The 24,957-nt window shown below is 36.3% G+C and carries 27 protein-coding genes; 25 read left to right on the top strand and 2 right to left on the bottom strand.

The annotated features are described in order from the left end of the window. Nucleotides 1-6 precede the first annotated feature (6 nt). From mobP3 to B5G32_RS01910, 19 genes are all read left to right on the top strand, one after another. On the top strand, nt 7-1,266 hold the full coding sequence (mobP3, locus tag B5G32_RS02005) for a MobP3 family relaxase (protein ID WP_087935675.1): 1,260 nt from the start codon (nt 7-9) through the stop codon (nt 1,264-1,266). Further along, nucleotides 1,241-1,651: a hypothetical protein gene (locus B5G32_RS02000; RefSeq protein WP_087935674.1), complete on the top strand. Its 411-nt coding sequence runs from the start codon at nt 1,241-1,243 to the stop codon at nt 1,649-1,651. The genes mobP3 and B5G32_RS02000 overlap by 26 nt, the downstream gene beginning before the upstream one ends. Continuing rightward, nucleotides 1,652-3,073, top strand: a complete 1,422-nt coding sequence (locus tag B5G32_RS01995) for a hypothetical protein (RefSeq protein WP_087935673.1) — start codon at nt 1,652-1,654, stop codon at nt 3,071-3,073. Then, complete coding sequence (locus tag B5G32_RS01990) at nt 3,070-5,217, top strand: VirD4-like conjugal transfer protein, CD1115 family (RefSeq protein WP_087935672.1); 2,148 nt, start codon at nt 3,070-3,072, stop codon at nt 5,215-5,217. Before B5G32_RS01995 ends, B5G32_RS01990 begins: the two co-directional genes overlap by 4 nt. Before the next feature lie 13 nt (nt 5,218-5,230). Then, nucleotides 5,231-5,794 (top strand): hypothetical protein, encoded by a 564-nt coding sequence (locus B5G32_RS01985; RefSeq protein WP_087935671.1) that lies wholly within the window; start codon nt 5,231-5,233, stop codon nt 5,792-5,794. Continuing rightward, a complete protein-coding gene (locus tag B5G32_RS01980) occupies nt 5,778-6,524 on the top strand; it encodes a hypothetical protein (RefSeq protein ID WP_087935670.1) in 747 nt (248 codons plus the stop codon). Before B5G32_RS01985 ends, B5G32_RS01980 begins: the two co-directional genes overlap by 17 nt. A 1-nt stretch (nt 6,525) precedes the next feature. After that, nucleotides 6,526-7,032 (top strand): hypothetical protein, encoded by a 507-nt coding sequence (locus B5G32_RS01975; protein WP_087935669.1) that lies wholly within the window; start codon nt 6,526-6,528, stop codon nt 7,030-7,032. Nucleotides 7,033-7,041: 9 nt separating this feature from the next. Beyond that, complete coding sequence (locus tag B5G32_RS01970) at nt 7,042-8,019, top strand: hypothetical protein (RefSeq protein WP_087935668.1); 978 nt, start codon at nt 7,042-7,044, stop codon at nt 8,017-8,019. Nucleotides 8,020-8,035: 16 nt separating this feature from the next. After that, complete coding sequence (dnaN, locus tag B5G32_RS01965; RefSeq protein WP_087935667.1) at nt 8,036-9,139, top strand: DNA polymerase III subunit beta; 1,104 nt, start codon at nt 8,036-8,038, stop codon at nt 9,137-9,139. Nucleotides 9,140-9,151: 12 nt separating this feature from the next. Then, the gene (locus B5G32_RS01960) at nt 9,152-10,246 is read left to right on the top strand and encodes a hypothetical protein (protein WP_143746559.1); all 1,095 of its coding nucleotides are present in this window, start codon (nt 9,152-9,154) and stop codon (nt 10,244-10,246) included. Between the two features lie 35 nt (nt 10,247-10,281). Next, nucleotides 10,282-10,953, top strand: a complete 672-nt coding sequence (locus B5G32_RS01955; protein ID WP_087935665.1) for a hypothetical protein — start codon at nt 10,282-10,284, stop codon at nt 10,951-10,953. Continuing rightward, complete coding sequence (locus tag B5G32_RS01950; RefSeq protein ID WP_087935664.1) at nt 10,950-11,231, top strand: hypothetical protein; 282 nt, start codon at nt 10,950-10,952, stop codon at nt 11,229-11,231. Before B5G32_RS01955 ends, B5G32_RS01950 begins: the two co-directional genes overlap by 4 nt. Nucleotides 11,232-11,233: 2 nt before the next feature. Next, a complete protein-coding gene (locus B5G32_RS01945) occupies nt 11,234-11,692 on the top strand; it encodes an N-6 DNA methylase (RefSeq protein ID WP_087935663.1) in 459 nt (152 codons plus the stop codon). 5 nt (nt 11,693-11,697) lie between these two features. Continuing rightward, nucleotides 11,698-12,093: a hypothetical protein gene (locus B5G32_RS01940; RefSeq protein ID WP_087935662.1), complete on the top strand. Its 396-nt coding sequence runs from the start codon at nt 11,698-11,700 to the stop codon at nt 12,091-12,093. A gap of 71 nt (nt 12,094-12,164) precedes the next feature. Further along, nucleotides 12,165-12,449: an HU family DNA-binding protein gene (locus tag B5G32_RS01935; RefSeq protein ID WP_087935661.1), complete on the top strand. Its 285-nt coding sequence runs from the start codon at nt 12,165-12,167 to the stop codon at nt 12,447-12,449. A gap of 50 nt (nt 12,450-12,499) precedes the next feature. Further along, nucleotides 12,500-13,255 (top strand): DNA methyltransferase, encoded by a 756-nt coding sequence (locus B5G32_RS01930; protein ID WP_204209583.1) that lies wholly within the window; start codon nt 12,500-12,502, stop codon nt 13,253-13,255. A gap of 178 nt (nt 13,256-13,433) precedes the next feature. Then, nucleotides 13,434-13,868: a hypothetical protein gene (locus B5G32_RS01925; RefSeq protein WP_087935660.1), complete on the top strand. Its 435-nt coding sequence runs from the start codon at nt 13,434-13,436 to the stop codon at nt 13,866-13,868. Nucleotides 13,869-13,928: 60 nt separating this feature from the next. After that, nucleotides 13,929-15,101, top strand: coding sequence for a tyrosine-type recombinase/integrase (locus B5G32_RS01920; protein WP_087935659.1), 1,173 nt, complete (start codon nt 13,929-13,931; stop codon nt 15,099-15,101). Between the two features lie 197 nt (nt 15,102-15,298). After that, the gene (locus tag B5G32_RS01910) at nt 15,299-16,357 is read left to right on the top strand and encodes a tyrosine-type recombinase/integrase (RefSeq protein ID WP_087935657.1); all 1,059 of its coding nucleotides are present in this window, start codon (nt 15,299-15,301) and stop codon (nt 16,355-16,357) included. Nucleotides 16,358-16,532: 175 nt separating this feature from the next. On the opposite strand, the gene B5G32_RS01905 is transcribed toward B5G32_RS01910, so the two are convergent. Further along, nucleotides 16,533-16,847 carry a YolD-like family protein gene (locus B5G32_RS01905; protein ID WP_087935656.1) on the bottom strand — a complete coding sequence of 105 codons (315 nt, stop codon included), beginning with the start codon at nt 16,845-16,847 and terminating at the stop codon, nt 16,533-16,535. Continuing rightward, nucleotides 16,840-18,096 carry a Y-family DNA polymerase gene (locus B5G32_RS01900; RefSeq protein ID WP_087935655.1) on the bottom strand — a complete coding sequence of 419 codons (1,257 nt, stop codon included), beginning with the start codon at nt 18,094-18,096 and terminating at the stop codon, nt 16,840-16,842. The genes B5G32_RS01905 and B5G32_RS01900 overlap by 8 nt, the downstream gene beginning before the upstream one ends. Before the next feature lie 128 nt (nt 18,097-18,224). Here B5G32_RS01900 and B5G32_RS01895 point away from each other — a divergent pair, with 128 nt between their 5' ends. From B5G32_RS01895 to B5G32_RS14305, 6 genes are all read left to right on the top strand, one after another. Next, entirely contained in the window at nt 18,225-18,815 is a 591-nt protein-coding gene (locus tag B5G32_RS01895; protein WP_087935654.1) for a LexA family protein, read from the top strand. Between the two features lie 468 nt (nt 18,816-19,283). After that, nucleotides 19,284-20,141 (top strand): DUF3990 domain-containing protein, encoded by an 858-nt coding sequence (locus B5G32_RS01890; RefSeq protein WP_087245418.1) that lies wholly within the window; start codon nt 19,284-19,286, stop codon nt 20,139-20,141. Continuing rightward, on the top strand, nt 20,138-20,635 hold the full coding sequence (locus B5G32_RS01885) for an antitoxin (protein WP_087245420.1): 498 nt from the start codon (nt 20,138-20,140) through the stop codon (nt 20,633-20,635). The genes B5G32_RS01890 and B5G32_RS01885 overlap by 4 nt, the downstream gene beginning before the upstream one ends. Nucleotides 20,636-21,524: 889 nt before the next feature. After that, nucleotides 21,525-21,773, top strand: coding sequence for a DapH/DapD/GlmU-related protein (locus tag B5G32_RS01880; RefSeq protein WP_239386172.1), 249 nt, complete (start codon nt 21,525-21,527; stop codon nt 21,771-21,773). A gap of 321 nt (nt 21,774-22,094) precedes the next feature. Continuing rightward, nucleotides 22,095-22,667, top strand: coding sequence for a TetR/AcrR family transcriptional regulator (locus tag B5G32_RS01875; protein WP_204209581.1), 573 nt, complete (start codon nt 22,095-22,097; stop codon nt 22,665-22,667). Beyond that, nucleotides 22,664-24,957: Ig-like domain-containing protein (locus tag B5G32_RS14305; RefSeq protein WP_143746557.1), on the top strand; the 2,294-nt coding region annotated here is incomplete at its 3' end. The genes B5G32_RS01875 and B5G32_RS14305, both read left to right, overlap by 4 nt.

Below are 24,957 nucleotides of genomic sequence, written 5' to 3'. Positions count from 1 at the left end.
GCCTTAATGAGTACCTTGTTTTTTAATACGAAATATAAGAAGATTTCCGGAATTACAGATTTTGATAAATGCATTGGATATTATGATCGTGATGATCGTGCCGATAAGAACCAGCTTTCAATGATGAAAGATGATGAAGCAAATGACATGTTCTCATATTATTTCTATCGTAAAGGAAGTAGCGGCTGTTTTGATTTTCAGGGGGATAAATCCTATGAAGATATCATGGAGGAATATCAAAAGCATAAGCCGACATATATCTGGCAGAGTGTCATTTCCTTTACTAAAGAAGATGCTGCTGATTTTGGATTGAAGGATAAACGTGATTTTGCAGCACTGACAAGGAAAGTGGTTGTGAAGATGGCGCAGGAGAAAAATATTCCATTGAAGGATGTCGCATGGGGTGGATTCTATCATGTCAATACGGATCATCCTCATGTGCATTTCTACTTTTATGATAAAAGAAATCCGATTGACAATACACTGTTTTCTTCAAGAAGCATCAGCAGGATACGAGCTGCCATTGCCAGAGAAGCTGTTGACAGAAGTATGTTGCTGAAAGGAAAGGAAGATGCTTCCAGACAGGTGCTTCTTCATATGAGAGAAATCATCAATGATGACAAGCTTTTAAAAGAGCTTCAGTCATATCGAACGTTTAGGACAATAGAAGTGCAGAGATATGTAAATCCAAAATTTCATCTGACAAAGGAATTCTTTGACCAGTTTCAGAAACTGGATGAAATACTGCCAAAAACTGGACGACTGTCATATAATGCCCATGCTTTGGAACCATATCTGGGAGAAATTGACCATATGATTGAAATCATGCTGAAGCAAAAGGGACTAGCTGATGATTATCGTACTTACGACAATATGCTGAAGGAAGTCTACCGCTCCAATGAAGAACTATATGGCAGCGGAGAACGACAATTGCAGTATCTAGATGATCAGAAAAAAAGATTATATGCCAGTCTGGGAAATTCCATACTGAAAATGCTGAAAGTGTATCGTCAGAGTGTCAGTGAACAACCTGTTATGCGATTTTCAAGGTATCTAACTGCAAAAGATATACGCAGAGAAACCAAAAACCTTGTGAGATGTCATGGATATGATCTGATGCGTTTTTCTTTCTACTCTATGAAACATGAACTGTCGCAGCTTCGTCAGATGCAGCGAATTCGAGAGAGAAACCAGAGAATGATGATAAGAGAAACGGAAAAGGAACGTGAGGAGAGAGAATATGAAGAGGAACATAGAAATACATGATGTCAGATACATGATGACCTTAAAAGATATGCGAAAGAACATCTGTTTTCGTGTATATGATTATTTTGGGCTGGACTGTATGGAAATGATAAATAACAGACTGATGAACAGTGAATATAATCTTGACAGTACGTTTCTCTCTTATCTGAATGACCCATCCATCCGCATTGTATCTATGAGGATGGAGTGCATTGATGTACTGATGTTCAATCTTCTGATTGAAATCAAATCAGGAATGATTACACCTGATTTCATTGGCTATAACAGCAGAGGAATTGCTAAACTTCTTTCATATTGCGGGAGGCATCGTGAAACCAGAAGAAAAAAACTGAATCGTTATGTTATCCATTATCTTAATCATAGAATGCCAAAAAGAGGAGGATAAATGAAATTGAGAAGGATAGAAGAAAACAGAATGTATATCGATCTGATTCATGGTCGTAAATTCAACAAGGGACAGCGAGAATCTATCAGAAATGCTATTGCATCCGGGTTAAATATGACGGTGCTTAAACAGCTTGTTTCAGAAAATTACAGCAGTCAGCATATAGATGAATTTGTACGTTTTTTTAAGAATGCTACGTATAAGGATAACAAAACTCTGTATGCAATGTTTCGTAATCCTGATACGAAAGTCGCAGTTCTGAATGAAATCAACAAAGGTCTTGAAGATGGAATGGATGAATCATCCATACTCCTGTACGCTCAGCCTGAGGTATATAGAGCGGATCAGATGGAAGAACTTCGACTTTTTCTGAAACAGGACTCCTACACTGATGAATACTATGGCTATATATTCGATAGGGAAAAGCCGGCAGAATCAATGAAAGCTATACGCAGTGCCTGCATGATGGAGATTCCTTTTGATGAAATCAGTTCTTTTGATTGTTATTCAAAGCTTTATCCTGCAATGATACATGCACTGACAGAGGGAATTCTTCCAAATGAAGTTCATATGATACTTGAAGTAACGGATAAGCCTGATGAATTCAATACTATCGTCAAAGGTATTTCTTTGGGATTAGACGATGAAGAAATCAAAACGTTTCTGACACCGGACATGAAGCATCTGGAATTTCATCTTGATTTGATGGGCGAAGTCCATGATACTGGCTTTGTGAAAAAGGTAGTGAATATCAGTGAGCTTGACAGAAGAGAGCTTGTAGAAGGATTTGAAAGTGAAAAAAACTTTGAAGACTATCTGCTGCATCTTTATGGATTTTCAAAAATGGATAAGGATGAACAGATTGATGTTTTTTTGAGCGAAGCAGGAAAAATAAAAGAGAGCCGTCTGCTAGAATCAGGTTATCTGGAATCGTATATTGATGATGCACTTCGTGATGAGAAACGATTAAGAAAACTGGCATTGAATGGATATCTGTTAGAAGCTGTATCTGAAGCATACCATATAGATCAGTTTCATCTTGATAGAGTTTCATTTCATCGAATTTTGGAGGACGTCTGCATGGAAAAATATGCAACATTGATTTCACAGAGAGAAACAATGACCTATTTCTTGAATCATTCCTTTAATATTCTGGAACTGATGAATGAGAATCTGCAAACCATCACGAAAGGCGATGGAATTTTGACCTTTGATATAAATGAGAACTTTAAGGTATTTCTTAAGGAGTACAAGGACTTTTATGACATTGAGAAAGTTGCAGTAATGTATGGGAAGGATAATGGACAGATATGTGAAGTATCAGCTTCTCAGCTGGAGAAGATGGCAAAGGAATCCAGAAAAATCCGACTTGATAGGGATGCTGAAATATCAAACAGATTGAAGGAAGGACGTGGAATTTGAAAAGATATGCTGGAACAGCATTATCGCTAGCTGTACTGCTTTTATTCATTGGACCTATGATAACGGTCTATCTTTTTGACTGTTTTACTTTTTCCATACATCCATTCTATGATTATCTGAATCCGTTATATCTGTATGTCAAATTATTTTCAGAAACAAAATATCTAGTTGTATGTTTTTGTCTGGATGCAATGATCTTTATGCTGATGACCAGAAGACTAGGGTTTTTGCAGAACAGGGATGAGCATGGAAGTGCCAAATGGGCATCTGATCATGAAATCAGCAGAATATTCAATAAGAGATCGCTTTATCGTCTGGGGATGCGAGGCGGAAAGAAAAGTCCGGGAGGTATGGTTGTAAAGAAGGTCGGACAGACAATTTGGTATGAAATGCAGTGTATTCATTCCATCATCATCGGAACGACGTCATCGGGAAAGACAAGGAAGACTCTTATTCCATCAATCATGATAGCTTCGCAGGCAGTCTCCAGTGAAGTAAAGGTGCTAAGAATTAAAGTGCTTTCCAGTCGAAAATATGCAAAGCATCTCGAAAGGATGCAAATCATTGAAACGTTCCGGATTGGAAACTTTGATGTTCTGTATTGTCTGATGCAGTGGAAACAGAGAAAACTAAAGAAGTTATATAAGATTTTTCATCTGGCTTATCCTAAGAAAATCGTAATTGAAAAAGGGAAGCAGATAGATCTGAAAAGCTATTTTGACATACGAGATCTTGAGGATATTAACGTCAGATATTCCTTCGATGGAAATGCTCAGCTGATGGATGAAAGCATTTTGTGCTGTTCATCAGAAGGAAAGATAAGAGTCAGATTAAAGCTTGATATCAACAAGGAGTCATTCTTCGTCAATGATCCTAAAAAGGAATTATACAAGATGATGAGAAACTATCTGGTAAAGCAGGGATATGATGTCTATCTTCTTGATCTCAGAAAGCAGTGGACCGGTGATCAGTGGAATCCAATGACTTCTGTTGTTCGATGCCTTAAGGAAAATAAAACCGATGAAGCAGATATGTATGCGAAAGATATCGCAGCAGCACTCTGCCCGGAGTCAAAAATGTCAGAAAAATTATGGACAGATGGCGAGAGGGCAATCATTGCAGCACTTATACTTGCAGTTGCAGGTGCAGACTGTGATGACAGCCAGAAGAATCTATATACCTGCTATCAGATTCTGAACACACTAGGACAGCCGGATGAAGATGATCATGTAGCGTTGAATGATTTCTTCAATAATCTTCCAGTGGGCAATGTTGCAAGGACAGCTTTTGGACCGGCGGCATTAGCTACGGACAGAACTCGAATGAGCTTTTATGTATCAGCTTCAGCTACTCTTGGTATGTTTTCATCCTCACTGGTTGCTAAACAGACCTCACGATCTTCATTTGACATTACAAAGTTTTCTTCCAGACCGACTGCTATCTTCTTGATTAATCCAGATGAGAAATCAAGCATGGATTCATTGGCACGACTTTTTATAGATGAAATCTATCGTGTGCTGTCATTTGAAGCCAATAAAACAGGTGGAAGGCTTCCTAGAAAATTTCATTATTTCTGGGATGAAACAGCTTCAACGGGTAAGCTGAATGACCTTCCCAAGAAGCTTTCCATCTCTCGTGGACGAAATCAGCAGTGGCATCTTTACCTTCAGGATTTTGGGCAGCTGGAAGAAATTTATGGCAAAGAGGTAACACAGACAATCAAGGCAAACTGCAATCTTATGATTTATATCTCTACTCAGAATCTTGAAACAGCTAAGGAAATTTCAGATAAGATTGGAAGCAGGACGATTGAAACGGAAAGCGTGAGCGAACAGACCGGGGAGTTGGTATTCATCATGCCACATGGAAATGTTAGCCGTTCCCTTATGGCAAGACCGCTTCTAAATGCCAATGAACTGATGAAGCTGGAGGATGGAAAAGCTGTCGTTATACGCATGCGCATGAATCCTATGCTGACAACACTGCCGGACTGCAGCGAGTATGATTTCTATGATCTTTTGGATTATTATCTGGAAGAACCGGAAAGACATGATGAAGCACTTATACCATATATTCCTGATATCAGGAATGAATTTGAAATTCCTAAACCGCTGCTGAACATACGAATGAATAAGAAGATATAGAAGGTGATGAAAAATGGATAATGTTAAATTCAATAAGATAAATACCATGCTTGAGAAAAAAAGACTGATTGTTGATACGATCCTGCCAAACGGAAACATCTTTCAGGTTTATGGCAGAAAAGTTCCTCTTGAACTGGGCAAAGATGAAATCCTTATATTCAAAAGAGGAATGGATCAAAAAGAAACGCTTTTCTATCAGGGATTATATACAAAAGAAGTGAAAAGAGTACTTGATGAAATGCTTACAATTGGCGGCATAACAGGTATAGACAGATATGGTGAACCGATTTATGAACGAGGAACAACTGAGCAGGGTTTTGTCTATAAGAATATGTGGGCATATCTGAATCATTCTGATGAAGTCTGCTATATTCCCGAATTGAGCGATGATCCGTATTGTTATCGTGACTTTATGAATATTTGTGGGTATGAAAAGGTTGCTGATGAAGTGTTCAGTACTGTGGACTGGCAGAGTCCGGAAGCCTATTTTAATGAACTGCAGGAAGATGAGGATTATTATAATCAATTGATAAAAGATAGCAGGAAGGAGATAACTGTGGATGAAAGAAGCAGATAGAACGGATATAGATTACTGCAGAGAAATCGCAAAGCATTTTCTGTATATGGATGTTGAAACGAATCATCCGCTTGGAAGACCGTTTATCTATCATCCATATGCTAAATCAGAATTTATTATTGATGAAAATGGAAATTTGAACAGCATTGTAGATGATGCAGATACGTTGGATTATTTTCGTCAGACTATTCTCAAAAGAATAGATAATACTGATAGCTATACAGGATTCATGTCCGTTTTATGCGATACCTACTTTATGGCTTTTCTGAGATTTACAAAAGATCATGTATCAAAAAAAGATCTATCTCTTTATCTGCATCAGGCATGGATAAGCTGTGAATTTCCCAATGCTGATGCAAATCTGAAGAAAAGCCAGTTACTGAAACTGTTCAAAAAGGCTGATCCTCGATATTTAATGAGTGAAGAGGATCTTGAGATGTATGGTTCATTTCAGGATATCCTTACTGTATATAGAGGAACAGGACAAAAAGATAATCAGCATGAAGCTCTTTCATGGACACTTGACAAAAAGACAGCTGAATGGTTTGCAACCCGATTCAGTGAACATGGATACGTATATCAGGCGAAGATACATAAAGAAGATGTCTTTGCCTTTTTTTACGACCGAAACGAACAGGAGATTGTGCTGGATTACAGAAATCTGCGAGATATATGCAGAAAAAAGGTAAAAAGAAAGGAGAGAAAAAGAAGCCTTGAGCTTCAGAAATGATATGGCAAAAATAGGAAAAATTGAACTTATGAATTTAAAGGAAACCGATAAGGAACTGGAAGCAGATCTAATGCTGAATCATGTCTATGTCGGAATGATAGTGATGAAACAGATGAATGATCATTGCAGCGGTATGGAGATAACAGTTGGTAAGGAATATATATCTGCTGTCGAAAAGGAGGCTGAGAAATGCGTGAAAGCAGTAGGCTTTAAGAATTTTTCCAAAGGAAGAGCATTGTCCCTGCTGGCAAAATATATGCTTGGCATGGCGATACAGGAAAGAAGATATCAGGAAATCCAGTTATCATACGGTCTTGATTACTATCTGGAAGTCATATACAAAAATGATGGTCTAGCAATCCTGCCAGGGAGTGATAAGAATGTACTGGATTTTATAGCAGTGATGCTGGATGCTGATGACTCCGTTGATTCAGTGAAGGTTGTTGGAGAAGATACCTTTACAATTGATGTCGAAGAAAAGCACACTGATGAAAGATATTTTAATTAGAGAAAAGGAGTGATTGAGATAGCGGTTGATAAAACTAAAATTGACGAGCTTCTGAGAAAGAGAGATACAAAGAAAGATATCTATACAGCACATTCTGAAAAAGAAAATGAATATGAGCAAATGATACAGCCTGTGAGTAAGATTGATGAACCACTGACAATCATTATATGCAGTGAGGAAAAAGAAAATCAGTATACAGAAATCAGAGGTACCTTAGAAAATGTGCTGACTTGCAGTGATATCAGATATCTGAACAGTGTCAATCATCTGGATAATGTCAGAAGCCTGATTCTTGATTATTCTTCTTTTACAGATGCCAATGAAGTTGCCTTTCTGATAAAGGTTTTTGAACTGCTGCACAGGAAAGCTGACATTGTTATAGCATATGAGGAGTATACAGAAATTTCAAAGCTACAAAAACTGATCAGGGATGAAAAAGCAGGGAATCGTGCATATGTTATTCTCTATAAAAATCTGAAATCAGATTATGAAAGGCATATGATCATGCTTTCTGAAGCCAAAATACCTAAACAGAAAAGAAAACTCCATCTTTCAGGCAGAATGAAAAAGTTTCTGATCATTCTTATGATAGGTATTCTGACACTCCTGTTGTTGGCAGGTGGAATTTACTTTTATATGCAGCATAATGTCAGGCAGACCATTCATAACAGGAATCTGAATGTTCAGCTCGATATGGGAACAAGTACAATCCTGCCTATAGACAAGATATATGCAGATGATCAGGGATGCCATATCATCGTTGAAGAAATTATCGAAGGAGAAGAAACGGTGCAAATAGGATTGTACGATCAGGATCAAACAAAGATAGCTGCCGATGTACAGAAAACAGCGTGTCCTGAGGAAAAGTGCAACAGTCACTATGAATTGATTTTCAGCAGAAATGAAGAAGTGAAGTATTATATTCTACAGCTGAGCAATTCCCAGACAACAAGAAATATAGAAATAGATCAGCTCTATTTCGAGTAAAGACGAGGAGGAATAATTGAATTTCAAAATTACGAAGAAACAGATCAATACAGTAATGGGGCATATATCGAAACTGTTTTCCGTAACAGTCATTCTGCCCATATATCATTCCATCTTACTGGAAGTCAAAGAGAATGGAATCATAGTAACGGTAACAGATGGTACAGTCAGCATGAGAGAGTTCATTCAAGATGAGGTTACCGTCTATGAAACAGGAAGCTGTGCCATTGATGGAAGGCTTTTTTATGATATTGTCAAAAAGGCGAATGATACAGTCATATGGATACGTCAGGAAAATCATCTGCTGAAACTCAAAAGCGGCAAGGCGGAGATGAAGCTTGTCACAATTGATAGTAAGGAATTTCCACATATCAGCTTTGATTATCCCAAGACAAGATTCCAGATGTATTCCAGAATGCTGACAGAAGCAATAAATAAGACAATTTTTTCAGCCAATGACCAGCAGACGCGACCTGTCCTTGGCGGACTGAACTTCAAGGTTAATCAAGATAAGTGCATCATAACTGGAACAGATTCTTATCGATTGTCTCAGGTTGCCAGACCAGTTATCAGCAGCAACGAGATATGCATTACGATTCCAAAGAAAATGCTGGGTATGCAGACAGCTTTGTTTGATGAAGACGAGGAATTGTATATCTATTTTGATGAGCACAAGGCATTGATGGCAAGCGACGATATCATCATTCAAAGTGTTCTATTGGATGGCGTATTTCCTGATACGGAACTTCTGATACCAAAGCATTTTGATACAGAAATATATTTCAATCGCATGGCACTTCTGGAAGCTTTGGATAGAACATCCTTTTGTCGTGATGATGGCATTACGATTGTTACCTTTGACCTTCTTAATGATGAGATTGTTCTGACAACAGAATCCAAAGAAATAGGTTCATCTATAGAATCTGTTTCCTATGAGAATGTATCAGGAAGTAGAAAAGTCCATTTTTCATGCAATCAGCAGTATATGATAGAAGCATTAAAGGCTTTTGATACACAAGTATGTGTTCTTCATTTCAATGAGGATTTGAAGCCGTTCATTCTTACGGACAGTCAGGATGAAAGCCATATTCAATTGCTTCTGCCTACCAGAAGACATTAGGGGTGATTGATGTTGGAAAATACAATTGATTATAGAAATGTTTTTGGCAATCGTGAAGAGCAGCTGCTTCATTTTATGATGGATGACTTTACATATGGAATCATTCGCAACAGATATTCCAGACAGCAATCGGACTATCTGATGAAAAGATATATTGATGACCGCTTCTATACCCTGCATATATTTGAAAATAGCGGGCTCATGCTAAGAAAAGAGAAGGAATTTGTCGGACTGGTAGATATGAAAGAAAATGTTTTATACTGCAACTATTATGGGATGCATAACTATAAGAGGATTCAAGAGGAGTTTACATTGAAGGCAAATGGTATTGAAGGCATAGAAGCAGATATTGAAAAAAGGGTCAATGAACAATTGAAGAATCTGATTTTTGATAGACGCCATGATCTTGCTAGTCATCGTATCGAAAATGAGGACTATGAACATATGAATACGATTGCCAGAAGAAAAGCATTGCGTATGTTTATGAAAGAGCCTGATTTCCATAGCAAAATGGATGAAAAGACATTGCTTGATTACATGCATGACGAAGATGATTATTTCTTTGATCTTGTGAAATCTGAACTGACCTTAAATGATGATGATATTATTTCTTCATTTTATGATATGAATAAAATCGTTGCTGAAAAGGCGGAAGAGGCTTTTCATAATGATAAAATTTTTAAATATCTTTCAAGAAAAGTATATAGAGCATTTAGGACATTGGACGTAATGGATGAAATTATACAGAACCGAAACCATGAATATGATCAGTTCTATAAAAGACGAAAAATGATCATGTCGCTGTCAAATATAAATGCTAAAAATGTATCTGTTACAATTGAATACGATAATGATAGAATGACATTCAAATATGATAGAGAAAAGCTGATTCGGGAAATGTCTGATCCTACACTTATGGACAGTTTCAATTTTGGAAAGGCATTTGAACCTGTCAGGGAGTTTGTCGAAAATCATAGAAGCGGATACAGAAGTGATTTTGAGTTTTCACATATAGAAAGCATGTCATTCAAAGGAAAGACATTTTATGACAGTAAAGGAACACTTAAGATGAAGAAAAGGATGACAGAATTAGAAAGAGAAAGATGATGTTCAAATTTGAACATCTAACAGAGGAGGAATGAATGGGTCAATATTATATTGTTGCAAATATTGATAAAAAGGAATATATGATTAGTCCTGATTTTGTGAAACTTATGGAATGGTCATATAACTATAACGATCTGATACTGGAAATGGAAAATCACATGGCTATGGACTGGAAGGGTGATCATGTCTATGTGATAGGTGATTATGCAGGCAGCGGTGCAGACTGCAGATATACTGAACTGTTAAAAGAAATAGAAGATAAGTTGAACATTGATACAGAAAGAGATTCTATCTTTGACAGAGTTTATAGTGAATTCAAGAAATTGCCAGTTCGCGAAGGTCTGAAAAAATATCGATATATTGTGAATCATGCAGCTAAGGAATATATCGATAATGATCATTGCCCTTACAGGGAAAACATGGGAAGCTGGGAAGAAAATGGTAAGATTTTATCGGCAACGATAGCACCTCTCTCTTTGATGCTGGCGTTAGGCAATGGACAGGGCGGAGGAGATTATTATGCTCATAATCATGAATTGGTTGGTTCCTGGGCAAAGGATAGTTCTTCTCTGGAAATTACAGATGTTAAACCCAAATCGGATTATAAAGAATTGCAGCCTGAATTTCATGAAGGAAAGTATATTCCTTATAAGAAAAGACCTGATATAATTTCAAAATTAAAGAACAGAGAAAGCAGACAGCGATGATGGATAATCAGCAAAAAGAATTTCTGTCCATGATAAACAAACACTCCATGAATGTCGTACGAAGAGAGACATGTGAAGGATTTATTGCCTATGCTCTTTCTATCTTGAATCCAGCATGTTCATTAAAGACTGATAAGGAAAGAGCGAAACAGATTGACATGAAGATTAAGAATTCACGCATGAATAATGATGAACTGAAGCATATGCTGAATCTTATGACTGAATCTTTGGAACTGAATAGAAATCAGGACTTTTTGCAGAGATATATGCTGATTTAGGAATGTTTGATAAGAATTTTGGCCAGTTCATGACTCCATATCATGTAAGTCATATGATGGCAGAAATAAATCTTAGTGATTTGTCATTAGATAGAAAGAGAGGAAATAATCCAATATCCATCTGTGATCCATGCTGTGGAACAGGCGGCATGATGATAGCAGCAGGCAATGTCATAAAGGATAAAAACCTGAATATGAAGGATTTCTTTTTTTATGCTCAGGATATTGACTGGATGATGGCAATGTCAGCATATGTGCAGATGTCGCTTCATGGACAGGTAGGGCTGGTGATTGTTGGGAATAGTCTTGACTTAAACAGTCATTCGCGTGAGTTCCTGGATGCCGGAAATTCTTGGATCACCTCACCCGCTTATATCTACTATCCGGAATTGCTGGAAAGACTTCATGTCAGAACACAGATGAAAAAGAATGGCAGAGTTCATGAGGAAAGGGAATTTTAATAACAATGATGGATTATAACAGATGGCTGAATTATGAGTTTTCGAGTGGTTCTGAAACAGGCAATGACTATCTTCAGTTTCAAAGGCAGATGAGGAATGATCTGAAAAGAATGTGCAGAAAGAACAATTTGGAACTGTACAGCTTCAATAAAAATCATTATGAATTTTCTGCTGTATTAAATTCAGGCAATGAGTATATTTACATTTCAATATCAGATGTTCGCTTCTTTAGAAATGAATGGTATGATCATGTTCTTATAAGAACCATGAAGCATCTTATGGACTGGCAAGGTGGACAAAATCAGTATGTAAAATGGGAAGATACAGTGAAAACAGCGAGAAAACTGATAGATAGGAAAAGAAGATTGAAATCAATAAGCAATGAAGAAAGAATCATCTAAAAAATACGAAAATAAACCGTTGTGAATATAATGAAAGCACGTTATATTATTAGTGAAGGAGGATAATTGAAATGATAAGTCATATTACAAAGAAAGATCTAACTATATTGGTGGCAGAAAAACATGGCATGCTGAAACGTGAAGCAGATGAGATAGTGGATACTATTTTTGATACAATCAGAGAGTGTGTAGAAAATGGTGGCATTGTAAGCATTAGTGGATTTGGTAAATTTGAAGTAAAAGAAAGACCTGAAAGAAATGGTATCAATCCTGCAACGGGTGAGAGAATCATTATATCTCCAAAAAGAAAACCAATATTTAAACCTACAGGAAAATTTAAAGAAGCAGTAAAATAACGTGACCGGCTGAATAGTCGGTCTTGTTTGTTTAGGAAGAAAGGATTGTGATGGTACAGAAAGAACAAGGAATTCAGTTGAGCCTATATGATTATTTTTCTGATTCAGAGGATTTTACACTGAAGGAAGCTGAGGATGCAGTTCTAAACCTCATGAAAAAGGAAGTAAAGCTGCCAAGCATTAGAGCACGCATTTATGAGGGTATTGATAAAGGACTCTTTCAGCGTTTTTCAAAAGGTGTATATAGTGTTACAAGGGATCAGTCAACATGTCTTCTGATTGAAGGAAATGGACGTGATTTATCATATATTGCCAATAACTCAATAGACTTCATCATTACAGATCATCCTTATGATCTTAAAAGCAATAAAGGCGGAAATAGAAACTTTGCCGAATATAAATGCTTTAGATATGATGTCAAAGATTTTCAAGAAAAGAAGAGAGTTCTTAAACCGGGATGCTTTCTGGTAGAGTTCCTGCCTGATAAAAATGAGGAAAATAGGGTGTATCTGAATCAGATTGAAGAAATGGCAATATCAGCAGGATTCCGATTTTATGCACAGGTGCCATGGATAAAGGGTGCAGGAAGGAATACAGGAAGAAAGGTTAAGGATAGAGAGAATATTGTATTCTTCAGCAAAGGAAAGGCAAGAGAGCTTAGACGTGATGCCAAGAAGGAAAAATCAGATCCATCTAAAGAATATAGAATGAGCGGTGCAAAGAGAATGCTGCCTTCCTCTTTTGAATATCCTGCACCCAGCAAAAAGGAGAGTATTCATCAAGCTGAGAAACCTCTTGATCTTTAAAAAAAAATCATAGATCTGATATCTGTTGAACATGAATTAGGTCTTGATCAGTTTGCAGGTTCAGGAGTTGCCGGTGAAGCTTCACTGGAATCTAATCGAGATATGATTCTCATTGAGGAAGATAAGGAAACATTCAATAAAATGAAGGAAAGAATCAGCAGAAAGGGGAAAGTGAAGGATGAAAAGATACTTTAATGGTTCTATAATGACATATGCAGGAGAAAGGGAATCATCAGTAATAGACTGGCAAAAACAGATGTTGTATTCATATATGAATACAGGAAAAGTGTTTTACAAAAAAAGCAGAATCATACAAAGAGAACCAAATCATAAGGTATTTGATGATCTCGATAAGAATAATCTAAAAAAGCTGTTCAATTTAGTTCATCCAGGAGATATTGTCAGTCTGACAGACTCAGCAGATAGAAATATGCAAAAATATATAAATGATCTCTTCTATGTTGAAAGAGTATCTTTTGATGGAAAGATTTTCGGTAAGTTTCAAAACGCTGATGTATATATGGAACTTCTGCCGCAGATGGATGTTCTCATCAATGGTAACAGAAAAATCAACATGATCAGTTATCATAAGGAAAGAGGCAGAGATAGATAAAAAACAGATACTGACATTTATGAAAATGCACGACATAATGTTTATGAGGAGATGTATGCCGTGAGAAGAGAAAAAGGGAAAGGGACAGTTTCCAAAATGTCAGGAAACAGGAATATGCCTTATATGGTAAGAGTCAGGGATGGCACAAGAAAGAATGAAAAAACAGGAAAGAAGGAAGCCTGCTATAAGATTATAGGTTATACGAAAACAAAAAAGGAAGGCATCATCATGCTGAATAAATACATAACGGAAGGCAAATTTTATTCAGGAATGACTTTTGAAATGGTCTATCAGGAATTCAGGAAGTTTAAGTTTCCGACTATTTCAGATTCATTTCAAAATTCACACGAAAATGCTTATAAAATATGCAAGCCACTTCATCATGAGATTTTTGCAAATATTGATCTGGCAATGCTGCAAGAACTGATTGATCACAGCGGCAAGAATTATCCGACTTTAAGAAAGGTCAAGCTCTTGCTGACACAGATGTATGATTATGCCATCAAGAATGATCTTTGTCTAAAGAACTATGCAAAGGGAATCAGCATCAGACAGTACGCGGCAAAGAGAATTCCAAGCTACAAAAGAGAAAAGATCAGCAAGAAAGATATCAAGATATTCTGGATGAAAAGCTCACTTCCCTATTATCAGATGATTCTTTTCATGATTTATACAGGCGTAAGAGTGAGTGAGATGCTGAATATAAAAAAAGAAGATGTTAATCTGGATGGACAGTATATTGATATTGTTGAGGGAAAGAATGATAATAGCATTCGTAGAATTCCTGTTGCGGATGTTATATTTCCTTTTGTATATGAATGGTACTATCGTTATGAGATGTCTGAATACCTGTTCAGTACGGAAGGTGGAAAGAAGTTCCAATACAGAAACTATTACGACAGTTACTTTAAGCCTTTGGTAGAAGATCTGGAACAGATCTATACACCGCACTGGTGCAGACATACATTTGTTTCTCTTATGAGTGAAGCAGAAGTAGATCCTGTCATGATCAAGAAAATAGTAGGTCATAGTACAAACATGGCTGTTACAGAACGCATCTATACACATTATGAAGTAGAAGCAATGCTAAGAGAAGTCAATAAGCTGGAAGAATGGAGTGAACTTGAATCAGAAGAAAGACAAGGCAAAGGAAGAACTTCCACAATTTACAGGAAGGAATGTTCCTATCAGCGAAATAGCAAAAGCAATGCACAAAGACCCGAAATTCATTAGATTTGGGATTCAAATGGGTGTACTTAAATTTGGTGTAGCAATGAAAATAGAAGGAAAGTGCAATTACAGTTACTACTGTTCAGATAGGAAAGTATGGGAAGAAATTGGCTATTTTAATCCAATTCCTGATGAAAAGAGCACTGACAAATAACCTGAAGCACGACATAATAAGCATAGAACAGAAAGGGTGAAATATTATGAAGTTTCCAAACGGTTATGGCTCTATTTCAAAATCTAAAAAGAAAGTACGTAAAAAATATAATGTTAGAGCACCGGAGGTCCTGATATATGATAAGAAACAGAACAGGGTAAGAGTTTCCCGCCCATCTCTTGGCTACTATGAAACGTATGGAGAAGCATTAGCAGCATTGGAAGAATACAATTCAAAGAAGGAATTCTATAAGAACCAGAACATTACCTTTGCTGAGTTATATGAGAGATGGTCCAGTGGGAAATTTCAATATGTAGGACAGAGATCAGTAGAAACATATGAGTATGCCTTTAAGCTTTCCGCACCATTGCATAAAAAGAAAATTTCAAAAATACATCTAAGTGATTTGCAGAATGTTGTTGATAGCTGTGGGAAAAACTATCCAACCTTAAAGATTTTGAAAGTTTTATATAAGCAGATGTTTGAATTTGCATATATGCATGATATTGTGGATAAAAATTTTGCAGTCTGGGTAGATATATTAAGGTATAAGAAAAGAAATCCAAACAAGATGAAGCGAGAGCGTTTCAGTAAGGAAAAAGTGGCAGAAGCATGGGAAAAAGTTGAAAATAAAGGAGATATGACTGTTCTTATGCTTCTTTATACAGGTGTGCGTGTCGGCGAATTATTAAACCTTAAAAAGGAACATGTACATATAGACGAAAACTATTTTGAGGTTGTGCAGAGCAAGACTGAAAATGGAATCAGAGAGGTTCCAATTTGTGATAAAATCATGCCTTTCTTTAAGGAATGGTATTATGATGAAAGCAACAGGTCAGAATATTTAATATTCGATCAAAGAGGTCAGCATATCAAGTATATGGAATATCGTTGTATTTATTATAATCCGTTCATCACAAAATTGGATATAGATTTGACGCCTCACTGTTGCAGGCATACGTTTATTTCGATGATGGCTGAAAAGAATATATCACAGACGATTATAAAAAAGATTGTTGGGCATTCAGGTGCTATGACCTTGACGGAAAGAGTATATACGCATTTTAATGTTCAGGAATTATTGGATGCAGTCAATCAGTTATAAAAGGATAAATATAGCTTACAAGAAAATGACACTAGAATTTATAAGAGGATTCTTATGGATTTTAGTGTTTTTTATTTTTTTATAGCAAAAGGAAATGATATATTGAAAATCAAATACAATATTGTCATTTCCTTTACTTTTTATGTGATGATATTTTTATGATTAAATGACTATTTCACTTAAAGTGAATTTCAATAACATTTCTTAAATCTAATTTTGTTTTTACAATCTGGATCATTTTTGTATCTAGATTAAACTTAGCTACTTTTCCTTCTAGTTGAACATATTGTCCTTTATCATAGTAAACGACGTTAATAATCATTCCAGCTTTTATCTGATGGACTTTATAATCTAGTTCAGCCAAGTCATCTTCAGAAAGGATTTTCTTTGGGACAACTATTCTTTCCTGTTCCTTTAATATTTCTCTGAATCCTTTTAGTGCATCGAAACTTTGAAATATTTGTGCTCTCTGTGCTCTTGTTCTAGGCATTATGTCCACCTACTAAACCGTTGCGTTTTCTTTGTGTTGCTTTGTCATAGAAGTTCATTCCTTTTAATACAGCATTTTTTCCATACTTAGAACGAATATCTACAAGTGCTTTCTGCACACTTTTTTCCTTTTCAATATCATTATAATCTGCAAATAAATCATATTGTTCATATATTTCATCTATAACATTGCCAAATGAAATTGCTATTTGTCGGATGGGATAATTAGGATTTACGACCTTTTTATATAGCAATTTAAATTCCTCTAGTAAGATACGATAGGAATTTGTAGTATTCGTTATTTTTCGACTTCCCCTTGTTGGCTTTATAATATTTTTAGAATAACCAATATATAATGCGATATGACTTGTTACTAAATGCTTTTCAGTTAGTTGTAATACATTAGTTTCTACCATTTCTTTCATGATCAAGTAAGCATCTTTGTAACTATAGTCTTCAAACAGTATTTGAGAGTTGGAAATAGAATTGGACGAAGGCTTATATGCTTTTATATCGCTTATTTCCGTTTGTTCCTTTCCCCATGCATGATCGATCAAGTACTCTGCATTAACTCCGAATATCTTATATAGTATCTTCTCATCATAATGAGCGACTCCATATAAATCTTTGATACCTAATGATGCAAGACGATTTGCTGTACCAGGACCAATCATCCATACATCAGTGATTGGTGTATGATGCCATATGAGTTGCTTAAATAAATCTTCATCTAAATAACCCATAAAATCTTTAGCGTGTTTTGCAGTAATATCTAATGCAACTTTTGCAAGAAATAAATTTGTTCCAATACCAACAGTTGCAGTGATTCCAGTAACATTATAGATTTCATCAATAATGGTTTTCGCAAGCTGTTTTGCATTCATTTTATATAATGATAAATATGATGTAATATCTAAAAAGGATTCATCAATAGAATATACATGAATATCTTCACTGGAAATAAATTTTAAAAATATACTATAAATCTTAGCAGAATACTTCATATATAAGGTCATTCTTGGCGTAGCTGTAATGTATTCTATATCTTTTGGTATTTCATATATCCTGCCACGACTTGGTACACCCAATTGTTTAATAGCTGGAGTTGCTGCTAGAGTGATTGCACCACCTCCTCGTGTAGGATCAGCAACAACTAAATTGATTTTGAAAGGGTCTAATCCTCTTTCAACACATTCTACGCTTGCATAGAAACTTTTTAAATCGATACATAAATAAACTTTATTATTCATTAAAATCCCTCCTTGTGATTTCATATTATAGTCTTTTGTATTCCTAAAACAATATAGATTTGGGAATTTTATATAAACTATTCCCAAAAAGTAATATTTTTGGTAAACTGTAATTGAGGTGGATTTATATGACTTTAAAAGAATTGTTGATTCAATATGAAATACAAAACGATAAATCTCATGCTGAAGTTGCTGAAGAAATAGGAGTTTCATTATCAACATATTATAGATGGCTGAGTGGAGAGAGCACCCATATTAAAAAGACAAAAATAAAAAAATTGTCAGAAGTATTACATTGTGATGTGGAACAAGTCATAGAAGATATGAATAGGGTCAAACCTATTCTTGGCAGAGTCAAAGCAGGTTATGATTTATGGGCTGATCAGGATGTTGAGGGCTATGTAGAAGTAGGGCATGGTGATGCTCAAAATGGTGATTACTTTTTAAGAGTAACAGGAGATTCTATGATTGATTCACATATCTATGAGGGTGATTTAGTATATGTTCAACAATGCAATAATGTGGAATCAGGAAAGATTACTGTAGTGATGATTGGGGATGAAGTAACCATTAAGATTGTCAAATTTTTATCAGATGGTATTTTATTGGAGGCATCAAATCCAAAATATGACAATAGAAAGTTTACATTCAGTCAAGTTGAAGAACTGCCAGTAAGAATTATAGGTAAAGTAAGGTTTGTTCGAAGGGATTTTATATAAAATCATACTGACTTAAAAATGATTGAATTCTTAAGAATAAGTTGCTAAAATTTACACGTATAATTTAAAGATGTCAGACTAAGTTTGTTAAGAAAAGATAGTTCTTATTGCTCAAAATTATAGATAATTACTTGAAAGATTACATGTGATTTGCATTTCCTATAAACGTGCTAAGATGTCCTAAGTGTGTAAAAAAAGCTGTGGGGTGAACGCCGGTCGACGGAATTTTTTTGAAAATTTCCTTTAAATAAAGGATTTGAAGAACACCAAAACGTTAGTAATAATTGTTGTGAGAAGATTAGAGAAGTATTTAGACACAGTGAGTGTTTAGATACTTCTTTTTCTTTTTAAAAATGCAGAGCGTAAAGAGTATAAAAAAACTTTTTACTAGCGTATGATAATAAAAAGTTTATATTTAACTTCTTACTAGCGTATGCTATAATAAAGTGGTGAGGTGATATTGAATCTATGGTGAATTATAGAATAGATGAGGATGTTAAATTAATTAGAGAAATACTTAATTTATCTCAAAAACAATTTGCTGAAAAAATAGATGTTGATGCGATTACGGTAGCAAGATGGGAAACTGGCAAAATGGATACAAATGAAAATAATATCGAAAAAATATATACTTTTGCATTAAATAATAATATCTTTATAAATGAGATTAAAGCACAACTTTATTATGAAGATTTAGCAAATGAGAATAAATTAGTATTATACCATGGCGCCAAGAACATTATAGAGGGTAATATTGATATTGAGCATTCAAAAAACAATAATGATTTTGGTAAAGGATTTTACTGCGGTGAAAGTTTTGAGCAGTCATCATTATTTGTAAGTGGATTTGATACATCTAGCGTTTATATATTAAGTTTTAATCCACAAAACCTTTCTAGCATTGAATATAAAGTCAATCAAGAATGGATGCTGACAATAGCATATTTTAGAGGAAGGCTAAGTGGCTATGAAGATCATCCGATTATCAAAAAGTTAATTAACAAATTAGAAGACATAGATTATTTAGTAGCACCAATCGCTGATAACAGGATGTTTAGAATTATAGATAGTTTTATTGAAGGTGAAATTACTGATGAACAATGTATACATTGTTTGGCAGCTACTAATTTAGGATTTCAATATGTTTTTAAAACAGAGAGAGCGTTGAGTCAGGTAAAAATTGTTGAAAGATGCTATTTATGTAGTAAAGAAAAAGAAAAGTATCAAATCAAAAGATTAGAGGATAGTAAAGTTGGAGATACTAAAATTAAAATGGCTCGAAGACAGTATAGGGGGCGAGGTCAATATATTGACGAAATATTATGAAAAGAGAAATGGATCAAGTAGGTTTGTTACTATGTGATATACAAGGTAAAATTTTTGAACAATCTGTTACTAGAGAAGAATGTAGTTCAAATATATTTATCCGCCGATTTATGAATTCTAAATTTGTTTCTAGAATGGATAATTTAACCTTTATAAACGAAAGCATGACAATTGAAGAAATTTTTGAAGAACTTGATATAGAATATGGTAAAACCAATTATGGAAAAATAAAGTTTTCAATTAATGAGATGTATTGGATAGGGTATATTTATAGATATCTATCATATGTTTATCAAATTGATAGTAAAAATGCTTATAAGATTATAAAAGGTACAGAGCTTAGGCATTTATTCTTTGCATATCATTCCCTAGATCCAATGAATGCAATAGATAGGATCTTAGAAGCAAAATCATTAGTATTAGATAAAGATAGTGACCAATTGACTAAAGAGGGGGTAAAAATACTCAGAAGAATAAAAAGATTGAAGAATTAAGTGTTGTATAAATTATTTTGATAACTATTTGAGTTGTTCTGAAAAGTTTTGGCAATGCAACACGTATGCAACAAAACCACTCTAAAATGCCTATTTTATCGTACCTAGGAGTTCTCAAAACGTTAGTAAATTGTTTGAGGAAAACTTTAGAAAATCCCCATTTTATGGGGTTTTCTTTTTTTTATTTCGGTAATCTAAAATAACATGGGGTTTTGGGGTTTTAGATTCTAAATTAATACGGGAAGAAATACCTTCCCGTTTTTTAATATCTATAGTCGAGAATTTAGCATGTTTAATATTCTGTTTTTAATGTGTACTGTTGATTATGAAATTGTAGGATTTCCTACCTGATAGTACGTTTGACAGGTCACTAAGACCAGATAGCATGAAATGTCAATCGTGAAATAATAATTCCTTTTTATTTTGACATTTTAAACATAGTTGAAAAGTATATATACACCATATAAAAATGAAATAAATAACGTATCAGCAAATAAATTAATAGTTGATCTTATGAGATATTATACACAGTCTATAATAAGCGTAGCTATTAATAATAGCTGCCAAATAAATGGATTTAAAGTAATCATTAATATATATATTTATTACCTTTATAACTAAATCATATAACATTAAATAGAAGAAAACAAAGAAATGTTTGAACAATCTTTAAACTTTTTTATATGAGCTATATGATCAACAAGCTATTGAATCTCCCGTGATTTTGGAACATAGATTGTGAAAATAGAAAAAGAGATTTCCCGTAAAACTTATTCGTTTTGGAAAACCCCGTGACTTCTTAGACTATCGAAAATATCGAAAAAATGTAATGTTTAATTATGGTTGCGTTATTTTAGATGTATGTCCTGTTAGAATTGGAGAACATACTATGATTGGTCCAAATACACATATATATACGGCTTGCCATTCGTTAGATTCAAATGAACGATTATTGGATGTTGAATTTGGTAAACCAGTAACAATTGGTAAAAATGTTTGGATTGGCGGAAATTGTACTATTTTGCCTGGGGTTACAATTAGAGACAATGCAGTCATAGGGGCAGGAAGTGTAGTAACAAAGGATATTCCTAATGATTCCATAGCAATTGGAAATCCTGCAAGAATAAAGCAAAAATAGGAATATACACTGAGTTTTATATAATATTAATGATGATATATATTTTACACATCTTATTCGAAGGATTGTATAATTAAAATTATTTAATATATTTTGGTGATAAATTTAGTAAATTCAATAGGATGATAGATAGAAGCGAATTGACTGAGCGTATAGGGAACTGTATGCCGGTCTTTTTTATTCGCTTTATCTTAGGCTTTATCTATGTAAAAATAAAATATTTAATCGAACATAAAATAATACTTCTACTGTTAAACGAAGTTTGATATAATTAAGATAGAATTAAATAAATGGTCAGTTATAAAAAAGGAGGTGCATATTTTGGGTAGAAAAGGAGCAGATATATCGAAGATATTAGAAGCTTGTTTTGATACATTTTGTGAATACGGATTAGAAAATACAGGTATGTTGAAATTATCTGAAGCTAGTGGTATCACAAATGGTGGGTTGATCTATCATTTTGGTTCAAAAGATAATTTGATCATTCAAGCTACTGCTTATTGTATGGCCAAGGTAGAAGAAGATTTCATGGCAAAAGCTCCTACGAGTTTTGAAGATATCGAACGTTTCTTAAATGAAATGCCACATCTTACAGCAAAACTTCATGGAAAGAAATATCGATTCATGTATCAGGTCTATTCTAGTCCTAAATATCGAGAACAAGGAAAAGAATTCTTTAAAGGCGTCAATGTACGTTATAAAGAATATGCCGATGAACTTTCAAACAAATTAGGAATGCCAGCTGATTATATTCAAGGCATGACCTATATCTTTGTTAGAGCATGTGTACATTATGCTTTATTTGAAGATGAAGAATATTTAAATCTTCAGTTAAATGCGATACGTTCGTCTTTAAAAGCATACATAAAAGATAAAAAGGAGGAGAGAAAATGAAGAAACGAATATGGAGCAAAGCAGTATCCATTTTTACAGCAATCCTATTAGTAGTAGGAATCGTGCCTAACACTACTATCACGGCGCTGGCGGCGGGAGAAGATGCGCCTAATACTCTTTATGTGGGAAATGAGAGACTTTCTCTCGGTAAAGATTCCTACTGGACCACAAATCAGGACCCGGGTGCACTGACACCGTGCACAGGTAGCGGAGACGATTGGAATGTCAAATACGAGTCAAGCTCCAACACTCTGACCTTAAGAGGAGCGTCCATCCAGGGAGGGTCTAATGCCGTATCAGCGCCTTATGGCTCCGGGATCTATGCTCTGAGCCATAGCGGGCAGCCGGTTTCCCTGACCATCGAACTGATTGGCGAAAATACCATCACAGGCAACTATGGGATTTTTTTGAATGCAGAGATAAGCGCGTACAGCTATGGTACAAACGCCACCCTGACTATTACGGGTGAAAATAATGGCAGCCTGGGAGTATCTGGTTCTGATCACGGAATATATGTCAAAAGCGGAAGTGGCGACGCCTCCCTGAACATTAAGAATGTCGCTGTCACAAGCAGCACCAATGGCAATTATGCCGCCGGCGTCTATGTGATGTCCAGCCCATTCGCCACCGACTCCCCGAATATCTCTCTTTCCGTCGACGGCGGCAGCCTGACCACCAGCGCCAGCGAGGGCAATGATGGGATACAGTTTTATGTGGGAGCATCTGAGGCTACCAGCGCTACCACCAGTCTGACCGTCAGCGATAATGCCATTGTAGACGCTAGAAATGGCGGGATCAGTGCATTAAGAATTTCGGAAACGCTTCCTACGCCGACACCAACGGGTGATAATAGAAGCGGTATCGTCTTTGACGGCAGTACCGGCACTGTGTACGGCGATGTCACCCTAGACGAGAGCCTCACCATTAACCAGGGCGAAACCCTGACCATCCCGGAGGGGTCTACCCTCAACAGCAATGGCAACCTGACCAACAAAGGCACGATCCTCGCCAGCGGCGGCACACTGGAAGGTACACTAAGCAACGGCACGAGGCCCACGACGCCAAACATCACCGAGCAGCCGTATGACTACACTGTGACCGAGGGCGAAGACGCCACCTTTACTGTGGAGGCCAGTGCATGGAGTGAAACCCTGACCTACCAGTGGCAGCAGAGCACGGACAACGGCAGCAGCTGGACAAATATCGAAAGCGAAACCAACGCCAGCTATACCATAAACAGCACCAATACCAGTATGAACGGCTACCAATATCGCTGTGTTGTGACGGGCAGTGGCGGCGTCAGCGTGATCAGCCAAACCGCCACCCTGACGGTGCAGGCGAAGCCCGCCTCGGTTCCCGTCACCGGCGTGAAGCTGAACAAGGACAGCCTGACCTTACAGGAAAAAGGCAGCGATACTTTGTCTGCTACAGTAGTGCCTGCCGATGCCACCAATCAAGATGTGATCTGGAAAAGCAGCGATACCAGCATTGCCACGGTAAGCGCAGACGGAACAGTGACCGCCATAAGCGCAGGCACCGCCACGATTACCGCCACCGCTAAGGATGGAAGTGGAGTCAGCGCCTCTTGCACATTGACAGTGACGCATGGCAAGATGGTACAGACGCCAAAGAAAGATGCCACCTGCACAGTGGATGGAACTGAGGAATACTGGACGTGCGAAATCTGCGGGAAGCATTTCGAAGATGAAAGCGGTACAATTCTAACGACCCCTGAAGAAAATAAAATTCAGGCCACCGGTCACAGCTATGGCGAACCGGTCTGGAACTGGTCAGAGGATGGAAAGACCTGCACCGTGACATTTACCTGTGAAAAGGATGAAACCCATAAGGAAACTCCGAAAGTAACTGTAACATCGGCAGAAAAGGCCCCTGCCACCTGCACGGAAGCAGGAGTAACCACTTATACAGCAACTGTCGAATTTAACGGCAAGACATACACGGATACGAAAGATGTGGCAGACATCCCGGCCACCGGCCACAGCTATGGCGAACCTGTTTGGAGCTGGGCAGAGGATGGAAAGACCTGCAAGGTGACTTTTACCTGTGAAAAGGATGAAAACCATAAGAAAACTCCGGAGGTAAAGGTTACATCAGCAGTAAAGACGCCTGCCACCTGCACGGAAAAAGGCGTAACTACTTATACGGCTACCGTTGAATTTAACGGCAAGACCTACACAGATACGAAGGATCTGACAGATATTCCGGCCACCGGTCACAGCTATGGCGAACCTGTTTGGAACTGGTCAGAGGACGGGAAAACCTGCACCGT

It is taken from the genome of Massilimicrobiota sp. An80 (assembly GCF_002159255.1).
Classification (GTDB): Bacteria; Bacillota_I; Bacilli_A; order Erysipelotrichales; family Coprobacillaceae; genus Allocoprobacillus; species Allocoprobacillus merdigallinarum.
This window is presented reverse-complemented; position numbering and strand designations above follow the sequence as displayed.

Coding starts and splice junctions, on each gene's coding strand:
- mobP3 (WP_087935675.1), top strand. CDS start 7: ATGAGTACCTTGTTTTTTAATACGAAATATAAGAAGATTTCCGGAATT.
- B5G32_RS02000 (WP_087935674.1), top strand. CDS start 1,241: ATGAAGAGGAACATAGAAATACATGATGTCAGATACATGATGACCTTA.
- B5G32_RS01995 (WP_087935673.1), top strand. CDS start 1,652: ATGAAATTGAGAAGGATAGAAGAAAACAGAATGTATATCGATCTGATT.
- B5G32_RS01985 (WP_087935671.1), top strand. CDS start 5,231: ATGGATAATGTTAAATTCAATAAGATAAATACCATGCTTGAGAAAAAA.
- B5G32_RS01980 (WP_087935670.1), top strand. CDS start 5,778: ATGAAAGAAGCAGATAGAACGGATATAGATTACTGCAGAGAAATCGCA.
- B5G32_RS01975 (WP_087935669.1), top strand. CDS start 6,526: ATGGCAAAAATAGGAAAAATTGAACTTATGAATTTAAAGGAAACCGAT.
- B5G32_RS01955 (WP_087935665.1), top strand. CDS start 10,282: ATGGGTCAATATTATATTGTTGCAAATATTGATAAAAAGGAATATATG.
- B5G32_RS01950 (WP_087935664.1), top strand. CDS start 10,950: ATGATGGATAATCAGCAAAAAGAATTTCTGTCCATGATAAACAAACAC.
- B5G32_RS01945 (WP_087935663.1), top strand. CDS start 11,234: ATGTTTGATAAGAATTTTGGCCAGTTCATGACTCCATATCATGTAAGT.
- B5G32_RS01940 (WP_087935662.1), top strand. CDS start 11,698: ATGATGGATTATAACAGATGGCTGAATTATGAGTTTTCGAGTGGTTCT.
- B5G32_RS01935 (WP_087935661.1), top strand. CDS start 12,165: ATGATAAGTCATATTACAAAGAAAGATCTAACTATATTGGTGGCAGAA.
- B5G32_RS01930 (WP_204209583.1), top strand. CDS start 12,500: ATGGTACAGAAAGAACAAGGAATTCAGTTGAGCCTATATGATTATTTT.
- B5G32_RS01925 (WP_087935660.1), top strand. CDS start 13,434: ATGAAAAGATACTTTAATGGTTCTATAATGACATATGCAGGAGAAAGG.
- B5G32_RS01910 (WP_087935657.1), top strand. CDS start 15,299: ATGAAGTTTCCAAACGGTTATGGCTCTATTTCAAAATCTAAAAAGAAA.
- B5G32_RS01905 (WP_087935656.1), bottom strand. CDS start 16,847: ATGCCTAGAACAAGAGCACAGAGAGCACAAATATTTCAAAGTTTCGAT.
- B5G32_RS01900 (WP_087935655.1), bottom strand. CDS start 18,096: ATGAATAATAAAGTTTATTTATGTATCGATTTAAAAAGTTTCTATGCA.
- B5G32_RS01895 (WP_087935654.1), top strand. CDS start 18,225: ATGACTTTAAAAGAATTGTTGATTCAATATGAAATACAAAACGATAAA.
- B5G32_RS01890 (WP_087245418.1), top strand. CDS start 19,284: ATGGTGAATTATAGAATAGATGAGGATGTTAAATTAATTAGAGAAATA.
- B5G32_RS01885 (WP_087245420.1), top strand. CDS start 20,138: ATGAAAAGAGAAATGGATCAAGTAGGTTTGTTACTATGTGATATACAA.
- B5G32_RS01880 (WP_239386172.1), top strand. CDS start 21,525: ATGATTGGTCCAAATACACATATATATACGGCTTGCCATTCGTTAGAT.